A 16,761-nucleotide genomic window follows, 5' to 3' on the forward strand; every position below is an offset into this window, starting at 1 on the left:
GACCCCGGGCATTGGAAGCTTTACCTGCGTCCTCGGGGCCGACGACGCAGGTAAAGCCTCCAATGCCTCAGCGGGGACGCCCCCGTCCGAAGACCACCCCGAGCGTGGTGACGTGCTGGAACGGCCTCGCCGCAGGGTCCCGCCCCGCGCGGGCGAGGGGCGGGGGCAGAGGCCCGCTCAGTACCAGCCGGTGGCCTGGGAGTGCGACCACGCGCCGCACGGGGAGCCGTAGCGGTTGTTGATGTAGATCAGGCCGGCGTCGATCTGCCGGTAGCCGTCGGAGGTCTTGGCGATGCCGGTCCCGGCCCAGGTGGAGTCGAGGAACTGCGCGATGCCGTAGGCGGTGCTCCGCGGGTTCTGGGCGTTCGGGTTCCACCCGCTCTCCTTGCCCCACAGGCTCTCCAGGCAGCTGAACTCGCTGCCCGAGCCGCCGAGCTTGCCCATCGCGTACTCCTGGAAGGAGCCGGCCGGGGCCGCGGCGGCCGGCGCGGGAGCGCTCCGGGCAGGAGCCGGAGCCGGGGCCGGGGCCGGGGCTGGTGCGGCCGGCGCCGGGGTGCGGGCGGCCTGCTCCCGGGCCGCCTGCACGCGGGCGGCCTCCTCGGCAGCGGCCTTGCGGGCGGCCTCCTCGGCAGCGGCCTTGCGCGCGGCCTCCTCCTCGGCGGCGCGGCGGGCGGCCTCCTCGGCGGCACGGCGGTCCAGCTCGGCCTGCTCGGCCGCGGCCCGCGCCTCCGCTGCGGCGGCCTGCTCGGCCGCGCGCTCGCTGCGGCTCGCGGCCAGCTGGCCGAGGGTGTCGGCCGCGGCCACCGTCACGTCGGGCGCGGGGGTCTCGTCGGTGATGCCGAGCTGCTCGGCGACGCTGACGGAGGCCAGCTCCGGCTCGGCCTGGGCGACCGGCTCGTCGGCGACGACGCCGTTGGCCAGCAGGCCGCCTGCCGCGGCGACCGCCAGGAGCAGCAGCGCGGAACGGCGGACCGTCTTCGTCGAACGGCGCCCGGTCGTGGGGCGGAGAGCACGGGTGATCGAGGTGGCGCGAAGGTTCATGGGGAGGAACTGCTCCAGGGGCAGGGGGCGGCAGGGCCGGCGACGGCGGCGGGAACTGCTGCGGGGATGGTCGAGGGGCAGCGGTGTCGGGCGTACGCCCGGGCGCTCAGCGCGGGGAAGGCGCGCGCGAGGCTCCGTACCGGCTGCGGTTCCGTGCAAGGTGGGCCCGCAGGCTCGCCATGCGGCGGCTCTCCGTTTCTTCCGTCGTGCCGCCTACCGGGTTAGCTGACGGATTCGGGCGGGAAGCGGCCCTACCCGCGCCAGGACGTGCCCCGGCGCGCGATTCACCCCAGTACTTCGGTGGGTCCCCGGCTCGCCCTCGGCGGGCGACTCGGCGGCGCCCGGCGGACCTCCCCCGGATGGGGAGAGAACGACCGGCCGGGCGGGACCCACGGTAACCAGCGTTATCCGTTCGTGACAATCCCCTGGCGGGAAAAGGAACGGGAGGTGACCGTCAGGGGAGCCGCCAGACCGTGGTCCGGCGCACCGGCACCGGCCCGGTGGGCGACGGCTCGGTGTCGGGCACGTCGTAGACCGCCAGCGCTTCCAGCCGGTCCTCGGGGAGGTACACCCGCCCGGGATCACCGATCAGCACCTCGGCACCGCCGGCCCGGGCCGCCTCGAGGAAGGGCAGCACCCGGTCGGTCATCTCCCGGTCGTAGCAGACGTCGCCGGCGAGGACGACCGCGACGTCGGGCGGCTCGCCCCCGAGCACGTCGCCGGCGGGCGTGATGCCCGGGGTGCCGTTCCGCTCGGCGTTGACGGCGATCGCGGTCAGCGCGAACGGGTCGACGTCGCTGGCGAGCACCGCGGTCGCGCCGGCCAGGACCGCCGCGACCGCGACCAGGCCGCTGCCCGCCCCCAGGTCCAGCACGGTGCGCCCGGCCACCAGGCCGGGGTGGTCGAGCACGTGGCGGGCCAGCGCCTGGCCGCCCGGCCAGGCCGCGGCCCAGAACGGCGGGTCCGTGGAGGTGCGCCCGTGCTCGGCCTCCATCGCCTCCCACAGGGCGACGACGTCGGCGGCGACCAGCAGCTCCACCTCGGGCACCAGGTCCGGCCGGACCGGCCGGGTGTGGGCGCGGACGAACTCCGCAGGGATGGAACGATCCACCCCGGCAGTCAACCGCACGCGGCCGGCGGCGGTGGGACCGCCCGGCTCAGAGGCGGGTCGACCAGGACGACAGCGCGCCGGCGGGGCGGAAACCCAGCGCCTCGTTGACCGCGACCATGGGCGTGTTGCCCTCGGAGTTGTAGGTGCTGACCCGCCGGACGCCGGGGAACCCCGCTGCCAGCTCCCGCAGCACGGCCACCTTCATCCGGGCGCCGAGCCGGTGCCCCCGGTGCTCACGGAGCACCAGCGTGCCGCCCTGGTGGGCGAGCGCCGGCTGGGCGAGCGGGATCTGCAGGTCGGTGAAGCCGACCAGCCGGCCGCCGATCACCGCGCCCGCGCTGAGCACCGTCCGGCCCCGGGCGACGTGGGTCCGCTCGTACTCGCGGATCCGGTCCCCGTCCCACTCCTCCTCCCCCACCGGCAGATCGCCGTGGGGTGCGTCGGTGGTCATGCGCCGCTCCAGCAGCGCCCGGTCGGCCAGCAGCGCGTCCGGGGTGCGGTCCCGCCAGGTGACGATCTCGTACCCGGCGCCGGCCGCGGCCTCGAGCGCCCCCAGCCGGTCCTCGTCGACCGGCAGCACCAGTTCCCGGCGGGTCTCCACCAGGTCGCAGGACCAGCCGTGCCGCTCGGCGAAGGCGCGGCCCGGCGCCCCGGGGCCGGGCTCGTCCACCTCGCTCACCAGCGAGTTGCGGCCGTGCGCGGCGGCGAGTACCCGGGCCTCGGCCAGCAGCGCTCTCCCGAGGCCACGGCGCCGGGAGGCCGGGTGCACCGCGAGGTCCACCACCGCCAGCGTCGGGTTGTCCTTGCGCGGGAGGATCAGCCGGAGCGCGCCGGCGACCGCGCCGTCCACCAGGGCGGCCCGGTGGGTGCCGTCCCGGGAGCCACCGGGCGCGACGAGCTCCCGCCCCAGCGCGACGTCCTCCTGCGCCGGCCGGGGCGGGTCCTGCGGCCGGGCGGCCCGGCCGGAGGCGGCCCACACCTCGCACCAGGAGGGGAAGAGGTCGTCGTCGGGGCCGAGCTCGACGATCCGGCAGGAGGGGTCGGTCACGTCCCCGTTCTACTGGCACCGGCAATACCTTTTCCGGCGCTCAGCCCCTCGGCCGCGCCGCGGTCGCCCGGCGAGCGATCAGCCGCCAGTAGGTGCCGGGCAGCAGGCGGACCAGCACGTCGGGCACCGTGGCGCTCCAGCCGATCAGCAGCCGGGGGCGGCGGCGCTCGACGGCCGCCACGATGCGGGCGGCGGCGTCCTCCGGCGGCATCCGCAGCAGCTTGGTGAACTGCGCCCGCCCCTTCTCGTACTCCTCCACCGAGACGCCCGCGCCGGTGCGGGCGCTCTCGGCGATCCGCGTCCGGATCCCACCCGGGTGGACGACCGTGACGCCGATGCCGTCGTCGGCGAGCTCGTGGCGGAGCGCCTCGCTGAACCCGCGGACGGCGAACTTGCTCGTCGCGTACGCGACCTGCCCGGCCGGGGCGAAGATGCCGAAGACGCTGGAGACGTTGACGACGTGGGCGCCGGGGTGGGTCTTCAGCACGGGCAGCAGCATGTGGGTGAGGCGGACGACGGCGCGCAGGTTCACCGCCAGGACCCACTCGAAGTCCGCCAGCCCGATCTGGTCGAAGCGACCGCCCAGGGCGACCCCCGCGTTGTTGACCAGCAGCGTGGTCTCGGGGTGCTCGGCCACCAGCGTCCGGGCCACCCGCGCGGTCGCCTCGTCGTCGGCCAGGTCGACCACGTGCGTCGCCACGCGCAGGGCCGGGTGGTCGGCGGCGATCCGCCCGGCCACCGCCGCCAGCCGGTCGGCGTCGCGGTCCAGCAGCACCAGGTGGCTGCCCCGGTCGGCCAGCTGCGCGGCCAGCGCCTCGCCGATCCCGCTGGCGGCGCCCGTGACGACCGCCGTCCCGCCCGCGAAGGCGTAGGGCCCCATCAGGCCACGACCCGATCCGCGTGGGCGGCTGCGGGCACGCGCGGCTGGAAGGTCATGCCCTCGTCCTCGAGCGAGCCCCGGCGCATCATGGCGACGTCCCGCAGGTAGTTCTGGTGCAGCCGCCAGGGTGTGCGGCGCCCCTGCTGCGGCAGGCCGGCGAGGCTGCGCTGGACGTAGCCCGCCGCGAGGTCGAGGAAGGGCGCTCCCCCGCCCTCCGGCGGGGCGACCGGCGTGGCCGACGCGTAGCCGTGCTCGTCGAGGTGGTCCAGCAGGCGGCAGACGTAGCGGTTGACCAGGTCGGCCTTGAGGGTCCACGAGGCGTTCGTGTACCCGATGACCATGGCGAAGTTGGGCACGCCGGAGAGCATCATGCCCTTGTAGGACACCCGCTCGGGCAGCTCGACCGGCTCCCCGTCGACCACGATCCGCATCCCGCCGACCGGCAGCAGGTTCAGGCCGGTCGCGGTGACGACGACGTCGGCCGCCAGGTGCTCGCCCGACGTCAGCTCGATCCCCTCCTCGGTGAAGGTCGCGATCCGGTCGGTGACGATGGACGCCGCGCCCCGGCGGAGGGCTCGGAACAGGTCTCCGTCGGGCACCAGGCACAGCCGCTGGTCCCAGGGGTCGTAGGGCGGGTTGAAGTGCGTGTCGACGTCGACCCCCGGCAGCTGCTTCTGCGTCATGCGACGGATCAGCGAGCGGACCAGGGCCGGCCGGCGCCGGCTGAGCTGGTAGAGCGCGGTGCTGGTGAGCACGTTCTTCCACCGCACGACCGAGTAGACCACCCGCTCCGGCAGCCGCGCCCGCAGCTTCTGCGCGATCGGGTCACGGCCGGGCAGCGACATGACGTAGCTGGGCGTGCGCTGCAGCATGGTCACGTGCTCGGCCTGCTCCGCCAGGTTGGGCACCAGCGTGACCGCGGTGGCGCCGCTACCGACGACGACGACCCGCTTGCCGGTCAGGTCGATGCCCTCGGGCCAGTGCTGCGGGTGGAGAAGCTGCCCCCGGAAGCGCTGCTCGCCCGGGAACTCCGGCCGGAACCCCTGGTCGTAGCGGTAGTAGCCGGAGCAGACCGACAGCCACGTGCACGTGAGGGTGACCGTCTCGCCGGTGTCGGCGCGCTCGGCGGTGACCGCCCAGCGGGCCTCGGCGCTCGACCACTCCGCCGACACGACGCGATGGTGGTAGCGGATCCTCTCCGTGACGCCGTACTCGCGGGCGGTCTCCTCGATGTACCGGCGGATGGTCGGCCCGTCGGCGATCGACTCGGGCTCCCGCCACGGGCGGAAGGAGTAGCCCAGGGTGAACATGTCCGAGTCCGACCGGATGCCCGGGTAGCGGAACAGGTCCCAGGTCCCGCCCAGCGCCGCCCGCGACTCCAGGACCGCGTAGCTGGTCCCCGGCCGCTCCCGTTCCAGGTGGCAGGCGGCCCCGACACCGGAGAGCCCGGCGCCGACGATCAGGACGTCCACGTGCTCGGTGGTCATGCAGCACTCTCCGGTTCGCTCCGCCGGGCCGTTCGGCCGCACCCCGTGCCGCGGGTGGCCCGCCGACGCTATCGACGCAGTGTCGAGGGAGTCAACGGGGTGTCGAGCCGGGGCCGCGTGCGGCTATCCTCCGCTCCGTGCCGGCTGCCGCGAGTCATGTGCCCGCCGCTGGGCGGGGACGGCGTCCAGTCCGGCCCTCCGGCGACGACCGGGAGCTCGCGATCCTCGCCACCGCCGAGCGCCTCCTCGCCGAACGGCCGTTGGCGGCCATCTCGGTCGACGACCTCGCGCGCGGCGCCGGCATCTCCCGCCCGACGTTCTACTTCTACTTCTCGTCGAAGGACGCGGTACTGCTCTCGCTGCTCGATCGCGTCGTGGCCGAGGCCGACACGGCGATGCGCCGGGCGTTCGACACCCCGGCGGCCGGGGCGCGGGACGGCTGGGCACGCGCGATCGGCGCCTACTACGACACCTTCCGGACCCACCGTTCGCTCACCGTCGCCTGGGCGCAGGCCCGCTCCACCAACGACGAGGTGCGCGCGCTGTGGTCGGCGGTGCTCGAGCGCTGGGTGCAGCGTTCGGCGGCGGCGATCGACGCCGAGCGCGCGCGGGGGGCCGCGCCGCCGGGGCCGGCTGCGCGCGACCTCGCCGTCGCCCTGACCTCGATGAACGAGCGGGTGCTCTACGCCACCTTCAGCGGGGACGGCCCCGCTGTCGCCGAGCAGGATGTCGTCGAGGTCCTGCTCGGCATCTGGCTCCCCGCCGTCTACGGCACGACGGCGCCGGACTGATCCCGGCCGTCAGACGGCGACCGTGGCCACCGTGCTGCCGGTGAGGCTGCCGAACCACAGGGTGCCGCCGGACTCGCGCACCCCGGTGAGCATCTAGAACCCGGGGATCTCCCCGCTGAACCGGTGCACCGTCGCCCCGTGCTCGTCGACGGCGAGCACCCCCAGCGTCCGGCCGGGGCTGGGCTGCAGAGCCGGCGGCAGCGCGCTCAGCAGCGCCCGCAGCGGTGCGGGCAGCCGGTGGATGGCGGCCAGCGCCGCGACGCGCGGGCTGGGGAGGGTGATCCACACCAGCCCGTCGGATCCCAGCGCGATGTTGTCGGGGTGGCCGGGGAGGTCGTCGACGAACACCTCGCTCGCGCCGGCCCGGGCGCCGGTCAGCCACACTCGCCGGAGCCGCGCCGCGCCGGTCTCGGCGACCGCCACCCAGGACTCGTCCGCGGCGAGCGCGACCCCGTTCGCGAACTCCAGCCCGCCGAGCAGCTCGGTCACGGTGCCGTCGGGGGTGCGGCGGAACAGCCGGCCGCTGGCGGTCCGCCGGACCAGGTCCGCCCGCCACTGCGGGATGCGGAACCGCTGGGAGGAGTCGGTGAAGTAGATCGTGCCATCCGCGGCGACGGCTGCGTTGTTCACCGCCTCCAGCCGGCGGCCGGCCACCCGGTCGACCAGCGTCCGCACCGCCCCGTCGGCCAGCGAGACCGCCAGCAGCCCGGCGTCGGACGCGCACAACAGCAGCTCGTCCGCCCCGAGGAACTCCAGGCCCAGCGGACGGCCCGGCACGCGGGCGACCGTCTCGACCGGGGCGCCCGGTCCTGCCGTGCGCACGACCCGGCCGTCGGCCAGACCGGTGTAGACCCGCCCAGCCGCGTCGACGAGCACGTCCTCCGGCCCCTCGCCGACCGGTACCACCGTCGTGCCCGCGAAGTCGCGCACGCGCGTCTCCTCCCGCCGCCTGCCCGCGGTGGGTCCGCAGGTCAGCGGCAGTCTGCCCGACGCCCGCCCCGGGCCGCCGGGGTCACTCCCCGACGGCGGCGCCGACCTCGTCGGCGGTGAAGTCCCGCCCCTGGGCCCCGGTGCGCACCACCGTGACCGGGCAGGCGGCGTGGTGGACCAGCTGGTCGCTGACCGAGCCGAGCAGGAGCCCGGAGAAGCCACCGCGGCCACGCGCACCGACCACCAGCAGGGCCGCCCCCTCGGCGGCGGCGAGCAGGCCGGGCACCGGCGCGCGGTGGACGACGTGGCCGGTGACCCGCACCGCGGGGTCCAGACCGGCCGCGGCCACGTGCGCGGTGAGCTCGTCGTGCACCGCCTGCTCCCAGTCGGGCAGCGGCGGCACGTAGCCCGGCTCCCAGGTCGCGGGCCGCGGTGCGGTCGTCATCGACCAGGCGCGCACCACGTGCAGGTCGACGTCGGCGCGGTGGGCCAGCCGACCGGCCCACCGCAGCGCTTCCTGCGCACACTTGGAACCGTCGTGCCCGACGACGACGCCACCCTCGACCTGAACGACCTCACGGACCTCGTCCACCACTGACCTCCCTGTTGGCGAGCGCCGGCGCGATCACCGTCGGGATCAGCCTCTCATCACGCGGCGCGGGTCACGCCACCGGCGCGGAAGCGCCGCGCCGTCAGCCCGCGACGGGTTCGCGCCGTGCGCCCAGCAGCGCCAGCTCCTCGGCCGGCGGGACACCGACCGCCTGCAGGGCCGCGCCGATCCGGTCGGTCAGGCACCGCAGCGACTCCCGGGCCTGGTCGCGCTGCCGGCACAGGTCCTCGAACTCCACGCGCACCGCGGCCAGGCGGGCGCCGGCCGCCTCCTCGGCAGCGGCCCGGTCGCGCCGGGCCTGCTCCGCGACGCGCTCCCGCTCCGTCGCGGCCTCGGCGGCCAGCCGGTCCCGCTCCGCTGCGGCCTCGGCGGCCAGCCGGTCCCGCTCGGCCGCCGCGGCGCGCAGCAGCTCCTCGGCGTCGGCGCGGGCCTTCTCCAGGACGGCTGCACCCTCGGCCCGGTCCCGCTGCGCGTTCACGCGGAGCTGGTCGGCGACGTCGATGGCCAGCTCCTTGATCTCGTGCGCCTTGCGCAGCCGGGCGTCGGCCTCCAGGCGGGCATCGGCCCGCAGCTGCGCCGCCTCGGCCTCGGCGGCGTCCAGCACCTGCGCCGCCTGGTCCTCGGCCAGCCGCAGCACCTCCCCCACCCGTGCGCTGACCACCGGACGGTCCCGACCGACCGGCTGCTCGGCGAGCAGCCGCCGGGAGATCTCCAGCTCGGTGCCGCAGGCGACGACCCGGTCCAGCAGGTGCTCGCGCTCGCGGTGCGCGGCGGCGAGCTCGCCCTCGGCCCAGGCGACGTAGTTGTCGACCTGGAGCCGGTCGTAGCCACGCACGGAGCCCCGGAAGGTGGGCCGGTGGTCCAGCAAGGCCTCCAGATCGCTCGCCGGCTGCGAGGGCCGCGGAGCGCTCCCGTCCGGCGGCACCCCCTCGTCCTGGGCACGGTTGGCGACGAACTCGACACGCCGGAGCATCCGGATGGCCCCCCTGGGAAGTAGGTGAAGCGGAATCTGCCAGAGGGCCACACGGCGCGCGGGCGGCCGTGATTGCTCCGTGACCCGTGTCGCGGGCACCCCGGTGGCGCCACGGCAGGGCGTGCCGGATCGGTTACTTATCGCTTTCACCGGCGCTGGCCACCCGGAGGGGCGACCGGGCATAGAGCCGCGGTACGCCGCGTTGACCCGGCTGAGATGATTGCACTCTCAACCAGTTTGGAGATCGAGATGCAGTTCGGCGTCTTCACCGTCAGCGACATCACCACCGACCCCACGACCGGCCGCACCCCCACCGAGGCGGAGCGGCTGAAGGCGGTGCTGACCATCGCCCAGAAGGCCGAGGAGGTCGGGCTCGACGTCTTCGCCCTCGGCGAGCACCACAACCCGCCGTTCTTCTCCTCCTCCCCCACGACCACGCTGGCGTGGATCGCGGCGCGGACGCAGAGGCTGCAGCTGTCGACGTCGACGACGCTGATCACCACGAACGACCCGGTGAAGATCGCCGAGGACTACGCGATGCTGCAGCACCTGGCCGACGGCCGGGTCGACCTCATGATGGGCCGCGGCAACACCGGACCGGTCTACCCGTGGTTCGGGCAGGACATCCGCAACGGGATCGAGCTGGCGGTGGAGAACTACGCGCTGCTGCGCCGGCTCTGGACCGAGGACGTCGTCGACTGGCAGGGGCGGTTCCGCACCCCGCTCCAGGGCTTCACCTCCACGCCCCGGCCCCTGGACGGCGTCCCGCCGTTCGTGTGGCACGGCTCGATCCGCTCCCCGCAGATCGCCGAGCAGGCCGCGTACTACGGCGACGGCTTCTTCCACAACCACATCTTCTGGCCGGCGGAGCACACCCAGCGGATGGTGGAGTTCTACCGCCGCCGCTTCGAGCACTACGGCCACGGCAGCGCCGACCAGGCGATCGTGGGCCTGGGCGGGCAGGTGTTCATGCGCAAGAACAGCCAGGACGCGGTGGACGAGTTCCGCCCCTACTTCGACAACGCCCCGGTCTACGGCCACGGCCCGTCGCTCGAGGAGTTCAGCACCCAGACGCCGCTGACCGTGGGCAGCCCGCAGCAGGTGATCGAGCGCACGCTGGGCTTCCGCGACTACGTCGGGGACTACCAGCGGCAGCTGTTCCTCATCGACCACGCCGGCCTGCCGCTGAAGACGGTGCTGGAACAGCTGGACATCCTCGGCGAGGAGGTCGTGCCGGTGCTGCGCCGCGAGTTCGCCGCTCTCAAGCCGGCGCACGTGCCGGACGCCCCCACCCACGCCTCCCGCGTCGCCGCGGCCGGCGGGGCGAAGGACGCCACCGTGCACGCCGATGGCGACAGCGTCACGGGCCAGGCCCGTGAGGAGATCGAGGTCCGATGAGCACGCGCACCCTCGCCGTCGTCAGCGCCGGGCTGAGCAACCCGTCGTCGACCCGGCTGCTGGCCGACCGGCTGACCGCGGCCGCGCAAGCCGCGCTGGCCGACCGCGGCATCACCGCGACCGTCGAGGTCGTCGAGCTGCGCGAGCACGCCCGCGACCTCGCCGACAACCTGCTGACCGGCTTCGCGAACGAGGGGCTCCGCCGCGCGGTCGACACGGTGACCGGGGCCGACGGGCTCATCGCCGTGACCCCGATCTTCTCGGCGTCCTACAGCGGGCTGTTCAAGACCTTCGTCGACGTGCTAGACAAGGACGCCCTCACCGGCAGGCCCGTGCTGCTGGGGGCGACGGCGGGCACCGCCCGGCACTCGCTGGCGCTCGAGCACGCGATGCGTCCGCTCTTCGCCTACCTGCGCGCGACGGTGGTCCCGACCGCGGTCTTCGCCGCGCCCGAGGACTGGGCGGGCGGCACCGACGCCGGCCCCGGCCTCTCCGGCCGGGTGCGCCGCGCGGCAGGCGAGCTCGCCGACCTGGTCGCCGGCCGCCCCCCGGCCGTCCCGGCGGATCCCTTCGCCGACCCGACGACCTCGTTCGAGGACCTGCTCCGCGGCAGCTGAGGCCCGCCGGCGGGGCGGCCGGCCCGTCGGGTCAGTCGTCCTCCTCCTCGCCCTCCTCCTGCTCGCCCTCGCCGCCGCCTTCCTCCTGCTCGACGATGCCGCCCTCCTCGGTGGGCTCCTCGGCGCCGCAGGCGGTCGTGGTGAACGCCGCGGCCGCGAGGGCGATCCCCGCCGCGGCCGAACGCCAGCGACGGGTGGGCAGGGACGTGCGGTTCATGGGCTCTCCTCCGGACGGCCGACCGGTGTCGGGTGCGGGTGCTCCCTGGTCTTCCCCGGCCGGGGCCGGCCCACTCCTCGACCTCGGCGCCATCGGCGTCGGGCCGGCGACGCGTCGGAGCGCGGGGCCCTCACTCAGCCGACGGCGTCCTCGGACGGCGGTGCGGTGCCGCCCTGCTCGCCATGCCCGCACATGATCGCCGTGATCGCCGCGCGGTCGGCGGCCGAGGGCAGCCCCCAGCCCGGCTCGTACCCGTAGACCGACGCGAGCGGGCTCGAGGCGGTGCGCCCGGTGAGGATCTCGACCGAGTCGGTCTCGATGAGCCCCGGGTGGGGTACGCCGCACGCCTCGGCGACCTTGAGCAGGTCGCGGCGCAGGGTGCGCACGTAGTTGCCGGCCCGGACGGACTTCAGCTCCGGGTCCAGGCCGCGCACCAGCCAGGCGTTCTGCGTGGCGACGCCGGTGGGGCACGTGTCGGTGTGGCACTTCTGCGCCTGGATGCAGCCGATGGCCAGCATCGCCTCCCGGCCGACGTTCACCATGTCGCAGCCCAGCGCGAAGGCGACGGTCGCGTTGTCCGGGAGGCCGAGCTTGCCGGCCCCGATGAAGACGACCGAGTCGTGCAGCCCCTTGCGCGCGAAGACCGAGTAGACCCGGGCGAAGCCCACCTGGAACGGCAGCGAGACCGTGTCGGTGAAGATCAGCGGCGCGGCGCCCGTACCGCCCTCGCCACCGTCGATGGTCACGAAGTCGACGCCCCGGCCGGTGGACGCCATCAGGTCGGTCAGCTCCTCCCAGAAGGAGAGGTCCCCGACCGCGGACTTGATGCCGACCGGCAGGCCGGTCTCGGCGGCCAGCAGCTCCACCCAGTCCAGCAGGCTGTCGGGATCGGAGAACTCCGCGTGCCGGGACGGGCTGATGCAGTCGACGCCCTCCCGGACGCCGCGCGCCTCCGCGATCTCGGCCGACACCTTCGCCGCCGGCAGCACTCCCCCGAGGCCCGGTTTGGCGCCCTGGCTGAGCTTGATCTCCAGCGCCCGCACCGGCGCGGAGGCCACGAGGGCCTTGAGCCGGTCCAGGTCGAACCGCCCGTGCTCGTCGCGGCAGCCGAAGTACGCCGTCCCGATCTGGAAGACCAGGTCGCCGCCGTGCCGGTGGTGCCGCGAGATGCCGCCCTCGCCGGTGTTGTGCAGGCAACCGGCCAGCGCGGCACCGCGGTTGAGCGCCTCGATCGCCGGACCCGACAGCGAGCCGAAGCTCATCGCGGAGATGTTGACCACCGATTCGGGCCGGAACGCCCCCGCCCGGCCCCGCGCGGCACCCAGCACCTTGGCGCAGGGGAGGGCGACGCCCTGCCCGGTGTGCACGTCGGTGGCCGGCACGGAGACCCCGAAGGTGGCGTGCTTGATCACCGGGTAGCCGGCGGTGAACTCGAGGTCGTTGTCGGTGCCGAAGCCGAAGTAGTTGTTCTCCTGCTTGCTGGAGGCGTAGACCCAGCGCCGCTGGTCACGGGTGAAGGGCCGCTCCTCGTTGTTGCCGGCCACGAGGTACTGGCGCAGCTCCGGCCCGATCGACTCGATCAGGTAGCGCGCATGGCCGATCACCGGGAAGTTGCGCAGCAGCGAGTGCTCGCGCTGCATCAGGTCACGGGCGGCGACGGCTGCCAGGGCGGAGAGGCCGGCCGCGGCGGCGCGCGAGGCGAGCGTCATTCCTCCACCCTGCCACGGTCGGCCCGGCCCGACAGCTCGTCCGTCGGAGGCGCCACGGTCAGAGGAAGATGCTGAGCACCAGCGCCAGCACGAAACCGATCGTGCCCAGCAGCGTCTCCATCACCGTCCAGGTCTTCAGGGTGGTCTTCTCGTCCATCTGGAAGAACCGGCTGACCAGCCAGAAGCCCGAGTCGTTGACGTGCGAGAGCACCGTCGCACCACCGGCGATCGCGATGACGATCAGCGCGAGGTCCACGGAGCTGAGCCCGTCGGTGGCCGCCACCACGGGGGCGATCAGGCCGGCCGCGGTCGTCAGCGCGACCGTGGCCGAGCCCTGCGCCACCCGGATCAGAGCGGAGACGACGAACGCCGCCACGATGACCGGCAGGCCGATGTCGCCGAGGACGTCGGCCAGCGCGGTGCCGATGCCGCTGGCGCGCAGCACGCCGCCGAACATGCCGCCGGCGCCGGTGATCAGGATGATCGCGCAGACCGGCCCGAGCGCGCTGTTGAGCACCGACTCGACCTCTGCGCCGCTGTCGCCGCGGCGCCGACCCAGCACCCACATGGCCAGCAGCACGGTGATCAGCAGCGCGATCGGCGTCGCCCCGATCAGCTGACCCCAGCGGACCACCGCCGACTCCTCGTCCACGATCCCCTCGGCGGCGAGCGTGGTCAGGCCGGTGTTGAGGAAGATCAGCAGCATCGGGAGGAGCAGCACCGAGATCACGGTGGCGAACCGCGGCGGTGCGGGCCGGGTCGCCGTCCCGGTGGCGGCCCGCCCGCCGGTGGCGATCCCGGGCGAGCTGCCCTCGACCGACGGGTCCGGGGCGTCGTCCGCCGTCTTCGGCTCCCCGGCCAGGATGGTCGGGACGGGGAGCTCGAACCGGCGCCCGGCCCAGAGCCCGAACAGGTAGCTGCCCAGGAACCACGTCGGGACGCCGATGAGCAGGCCGAAGACGAGCACCAGGCCGATGTCGGCACCGATCAGCCCGGCCGCGGCGACCGGGCCCGGGTGCGGCGGCACGAAGGCGTGCATGACGGCGAACGCACCGGCCACCGGCAGCCCGTAGGTGAGCAGCGAACCCCCCAGCCGGCGGGCCACGGTGAACACGATGGGCAGGAAGACGACGAGCCCGGCGTCGAAGAAGATCGGGAAGCCGAACAGCAGCGCGGCGATGCCGAGGGCCAGCGGTGCCCGCTGCTCGCCGAAGCGCTTGATCAGGCTGTCGGCGAGCACCTGGGCGCCGCCGCTGTGCTCGAAGAGCCGGCCCAGCATCGCCCCGATCCCCACGAGCAGCGCGACGCTGGCCAGCGTGGAGCCGAAACCGGCGGTCATGGTGGTGACCACGTCCTCCAGCGGCACCTGTGCCGCCAGCGCCACCGCCAGGCTGACCAGGATCAGGGCCAGGAAGGCGTGCAGCTTCACCTTCATGATCAGGAAGAGCAGGACGCCGACCGCGATCGCGGCGATCAGCAGCAGCACTCCGGCGCTCAGCGCCGGTTCTGCGTCGGGCATGGCTCCTCCACGAGGCTCAGGTCGGGGGGTTCGGGGCGTCGTCCAGGGCGTCGAGCGTGGTCAGGACGTCGGCCAGGGCCGTGGTGGACCGGTCGACGAGGGGGCGCAGCCGCCGGTACACGGCGACGGCGTCGGGGTCCGGCAGCACCGGCTCGTGCACGGCGACCAGCGCGGTGGCGGCACCGAGGTCGGGCAGCTCCCCGAGCGCGTGCCACCCCAGCAGGCAGGCGCCCAGGCCGGTGCCCTCCGGGGAGTCGGCCACCCGCACCGGCAGGTCGAGGGCCGCCGCGAGCGTCCGGATCCAGAGCGGGGAGGCCACCGCGCCGCCGGTCGCCCGGACCTCCCGCACCGGCACGTCCGTCGCGGCGAAGGCGTCCCGCACCAGCGCCAGCTGCTGGCAGACGCCCTCGACGGCGGCGCGCACCAGGTGCGCCCGGCGGTGCTCGCGCCGCAGCCCCAGGTAGGCCCCCCGCATCCCCGACCGCCACCAGGGCGCCCGCTCGCCGAGGAAGTAGGGCAGGCACAGCAGGCCCGAACTGCCGACCGCAACCGCGGCAGCCTCCTCGAGCAGCTGCGCGTCGAGGTCGTCGGCGGCCTCGCCCGCGGGGCCCTCGGCGTCCTCGGGGCCGGCGGCCAGCGCCTGGGCGGCCCAGCGCACCACCGACCCGCCGTTGTTGATGGCGCCGCCGACCACCCAGGCGTCGTCGGTGAGGGCGTAGCAGAACAACCGGCGCCCCGGGTCGACCGTCGGGCGGGGGACGACGACGCGCATGGCCCCGCTCGTGCCCAGCGAGACCGCGGCGACATCCGGGCTCACCGCGCCGACACCCAGGTTGGCCAGCACCCCGTCGGAGGCGCCGATCACCACGGGCAGACCGGGCGGCAGCCCCGTGGCGGCGGCCACCTCCGGGCGCAGGCCGGGCAGCACCGCCGTCGTCGGCAGCACCTCGCCGAGCTGGCGGGGGCGGACGCCGGCGATGCTCAGCGCCTCCTCGTCCCACCGCCCGGCGCGGAGGTCGTAGAGCCCGGTGGCCGACGCACAGGACCGGTCGACCACGTGCCCCCCGCCGCACAGGGCGGCCACCACCAGCTCCTTCACCCCGCCCCAGCGGGGCACCCCGGCCACCCGGTCGGCGTCCTCGGCCCGTTCCCACGACAGCTTGACCAGCGGGGACATCGCGTGCACGGGGGTGCCGGTGCGGGCGTGCAGGTCCGGGGCGCGGCCGTCGGCGACCAGCGCCTGGGCCCACTGCGCCGCGCGGTCGTCGGCCCAGGTCACCACCGGGCCGAGCGGGCTCCCCTCGTCGTCCATGGGCACCAGGCCGTGCATCGCCGCGCTGAGCGAGACGGCGACGACCGAGTCCCCCCGGTCCCGGGCCAGGGCGGCGACCTCGCCCAGCGCCTCGACGGCCGCCGCGGCCAGGCGCACGGCGTCGAGCTCGGCCCGGCCGGGGGCCGGCACGAGGAGCGGGTAGGCCACGCTGGCGACGTCGCGGATGCGGCCGTCGGTGCCCGCGGTGACCGCCTTCGTCGCGGTGGTGCCCGAGTCCAGCCCGACCACGACGTCCACGAACACCCCCCCTGACCGGCCCCTCCGTTGGCCGCATCGTGCCCGCACCGCGCACGGCGTGGCAACCGCTCGCGGCGCCGGGCGGCGCCCATCTCAGCCGGCGGGCGCACCTCCGGCTGTGCGGCGCCGGACGACGTAGCGCCGTGCCCGCCAGTGCGTCGCGGGCTCGTCGACCGGGGCGGCGTCCAGAACCTCCGCCCCGTGCACCGCGACCAGGTCGGCCACCCGCCGCTCGGGCACCCCGGTCATCCGCATCGGTGCGGGGTAGCCGAGCAGGCGCCGCTGCGCCCACCGCACCAGCGGCGCCGGCGCCACCCGCCACACGACACCACGCAGGGTCCACATCGGCCGGGTGGTGCAGTGCACCACGGCCACGCCTCCGGGGCGCAGCACGCGGGCGAACTCCGCCAGGTACGTCTCGAGGACCGGGCGCGGCAGGTGCTGGAGGACCCGCTCGGTGTAGACGAGGTCGAACGATTCGTCCGGGAAGGCCCGCAGGTCGGGGTCCTCCCCGAGCACGAAGCGGACGCGTCCGCCGCTGCGGTCCAGGCGGCGAGCGGTCTCCAGCATCGGCGCGGAGACGTCGAGGCCCACCACCTCGCGCGCGTGCTCCGCGAGCGCCTGGCTCAGCCGGCCGGCACCGCAGCCGAAGTCCAGGACGCGGTCCCACGTGGTGGGTAGCCCGAGCCCGGCCAGCTGCTCGCGCGCGACCCCGACGTCCCGGCGGCCGAGCTCGAGGAAGGCGTCGGCGTCCCACCGCCCACCACGCTTGTCCGCGGCCACGTGGACGGCCCAGAGCGGGTCCTCCGCCCCCAGGGTCGTCCAGTCCCTGCGCACCTGGTCGAAGCTCATCGCACCCA

16 protein-coding genes and 1 riboswitch are annotated in these 16,761 nt (G+C 75.1%); of the genes, 3 read left to right on the top strand and 13 right to left on the bottom strand.

Annotation, left to right across the window (positions count from 1 at the left end):
• Positions 1 to 177: 177 nt before the first annotated feature.
• From ACI79K_RS17500 to ACI79K_RS17520, 5 genes are all read right to left on the bottom strand, one after another.
• Positions 178 to 1,041: an aggregation-promoting factor C-terminal-like domain-containing protein gene (locus ACI79K_RS17500; RefSeq protein ID WP_456590711.1), complete on the bottom strand. Its 864-nt coding sequence runs from the start codon at positions 1,039 to 1,041 to the stop codon at positions 178 to 180.
• A gap of 210 nt (positions 1,042 to 1,251) precedes the next feature.
• Positions 1,252 to 1,378, bottom strand: a riboswitch (cyclic di-AMP (ydaO/yuaA leader).
• Positions 1,379 to 1,495: 117 nt separating this feature from the next.
• Entirely contained in the window at positions 1,496 to 2,152 is a 657-nt protein-coding gene (locus ACI79K_RS17505; protein WP_456590712.1) for a class I SAM-dependent methyltransferase, read from the bottom strand.
• 46 nt (positions 2,153 to 2,198) lie between these two features.
• Complete coding sequence (locus ACI79K_RS17510; protein WP_456600329.1) at positions 2,199 to 3,200, bottom strand: GNAT family N-acetyltransferase; 1,002 nt, start codon at positions 3,198 to 3,200, stop codon at positions 2,199 to 2,201.
• A 40-nt stretch (positions 3,201 to 3,240) separates the two neighbouring features.
• Positions 3,241 to 4,080, bottom strand: coding sequence for an SDR family NAD(P)-dependent oxidoreductase (locus tag ACI79K_RS17515; protein ID WP_456600330.1), 840 nt, complete (start codon positions 4,078 to 4,080; stop codon positions 3,241 to 3,243).
• Complete coding sequence (locus tag ACI79K_RS17520) at positions 4,080 to 5,567, bottom strand: flavin-containing monooxygenase (RefSeq protein WP_456600331.1); 1,488 nt, start codon at positions 5,565 to 5,567, stop codon at positions 4,080 to 4,082. Before ACI79K_RS17520 ends, ACI79K_RS17515 begins: the two co-directional genes overlap by 1 nt.
• A 137-nt stretch (positions 5,568 to 5,704) precedes the next feature.
• On the opposite strand from ACI79K_RS17520, the gene ACI79K_RS17525 reads away from it, so the two are divergent.
• Complete coding sequence (locus ACI79K_RS17525) at positions 5,705 to 6,358, top strand: TetR/AcrR family transcriptional regulator (protein ID WP_456600332.1); 654 nt, start codon at positions 5,705 to 5,707, stop codon at positions 6,356 to 6,358.
• A gap of 93 nt (positions 6,359 to 6,451) precedes the next feature.
• Here the strand turns inward: ACI79K_RS17525 and ACI79K_RS17530 are convergent, their stop codons facing one another.
• From ACI79K_RS17530 to ACI79K_RS17540, 3 genes are all read right to left on the bottom strand, one after another.
• On the bottom strand, positions 6,452 to 7,288 hold the full coding sequence (locus tag ACI79K_RS17530; RefSeq protein WP_456600333.1) for an SMP-30/gluconolactonase/LRE family protein: 837 nt from the start codon (positions 7,286 to 7,288) through the stop codon (positions 6,452 to 6,454).
• A gap of 82 nt (positions 7,289 to 7,370) precedes the next feature.
• The gene (locus ACI79K_RS17535) at positions 7,371 to 7,880 is read right to left on the bottom strand and encodes a universal stress protein (protein ID WP_456590718.1); all 510 of its coding nucleotides are present in this window, start codon (positions 7,878 to 7,880) and stop codon (positions 7,371 to 7,373) included.
• Positions 7,881 to 7,980: 100 nt separating this feature from the next.
• Entirely contained in the window at positions 7,981 to 8,871 is an 891-nt protein-coding gene (locus ACI79K_RS17540) for a DivIVA domain-containing protein (protein WP_456600334.1), read from the bottom strand.
• 216 nt (positions 8,872 to 9,087) lie between these two features.
• Between ACI79K_RS17540 and ACI79K_RS17545 the strand changes: the two genes are divergently transcribed.
• A complete protein-coding gene (locus ACI79K_RS17545) occupies positions 9,088 to 10,269 on the top strand; it encodes an LLM class flavin-dependent oxidoreductase (RefSeq protein ID WP_456590720.1) in 1,182 nt (393 codons plus the stop codon).
• Complete coding sequence (locus tag ACI79K_RS17550) at positions 10,266 to 10,886, top strand: FMN reductase (protein ID WP_456600335.1); 621 nt, start codon at positions 10,266 to 10,268, stop codon at positions 10,884 to 10,886. The genes ACI79K_RS17545 and ACI79K_RS17550 overlap by 4 nt, the downstream gene beginning before the upstream one ends.
• Before the next feature lie 31 nt (positions 10,887 to 10,917).
• On the opposite strand, the gene ACI79K_RS17555 is transcribed toward ACI79K_RS17550, so the two are convergent.
• From ACI79K_RS17555 to ACI79K_RS17575, 5 genes are all read right to left on the bottom strand, one after another.
• The gene (locus tag ACI79K_RS17555; RefSeq protein ID WP_456600336.1) at positions 10,918 to 11,103 is read right to left on the bottom strand and encodes a hypothetical protein; all 186 of its coding nucleotides are present in this window, start codon (positions 11,101 to 11,103) and stop codon (positions 10,918 to 10,920) included.
• A gap of 134 nt (positions 11,104 to 11,237) precedes the next feature.
• On the bottom strand, positions 11,238 to 12,812 hold the full coding sequence (locus ACI79K_RS17560) for an FMN-binding glutamate synthase family protein (RefSeq protein ID WP_456590723.1): 1,575 nt from the start codon (positions 12,810 to 12,812) through the stop codon (positions 11,238 to 11,240).
• 58 nt (positions 12,813 to 12,870) lie between these two features.
• Entirely contained in the window at positions 12,871 to 14,331 is a 1,461-nt protein-coding gene (locus ACI79K_RS17565; protein ID WP_456590724.1) for a GntP family permease, read from the bottom strand.
• A gap of 16 nt (positions 14,332 to 14,347) precedes the next feature.
• Entirely contained in the window at positions 14,348 to 15,901 is a 1,554-nt protein-coding gene (locus tag ACI79K_RS17570) for a gluconokinase (RefSeq protein ID WP_456600337.1), read from the bottom strand.
• Between the two features lie 93 nt (positions 15,902 to 15,994).
• Positions 15,995 to 16,753, bottom strand: a complete 759-nt coding sequence (locus tag ACI79K_RS17575; protein WP_456600338.1) for a class I SAM-dependent methyltransferase — start codon at positions 16,751 to 16,753, stop codon at positions 15,995 to 15,997.
• Positions 16,754 to 16,761: the final 8 nt, after the last annotated feature.

It is taken from the genome of Blastococcus sp. SYSU DS0616 (assembly GCF_054051015.1).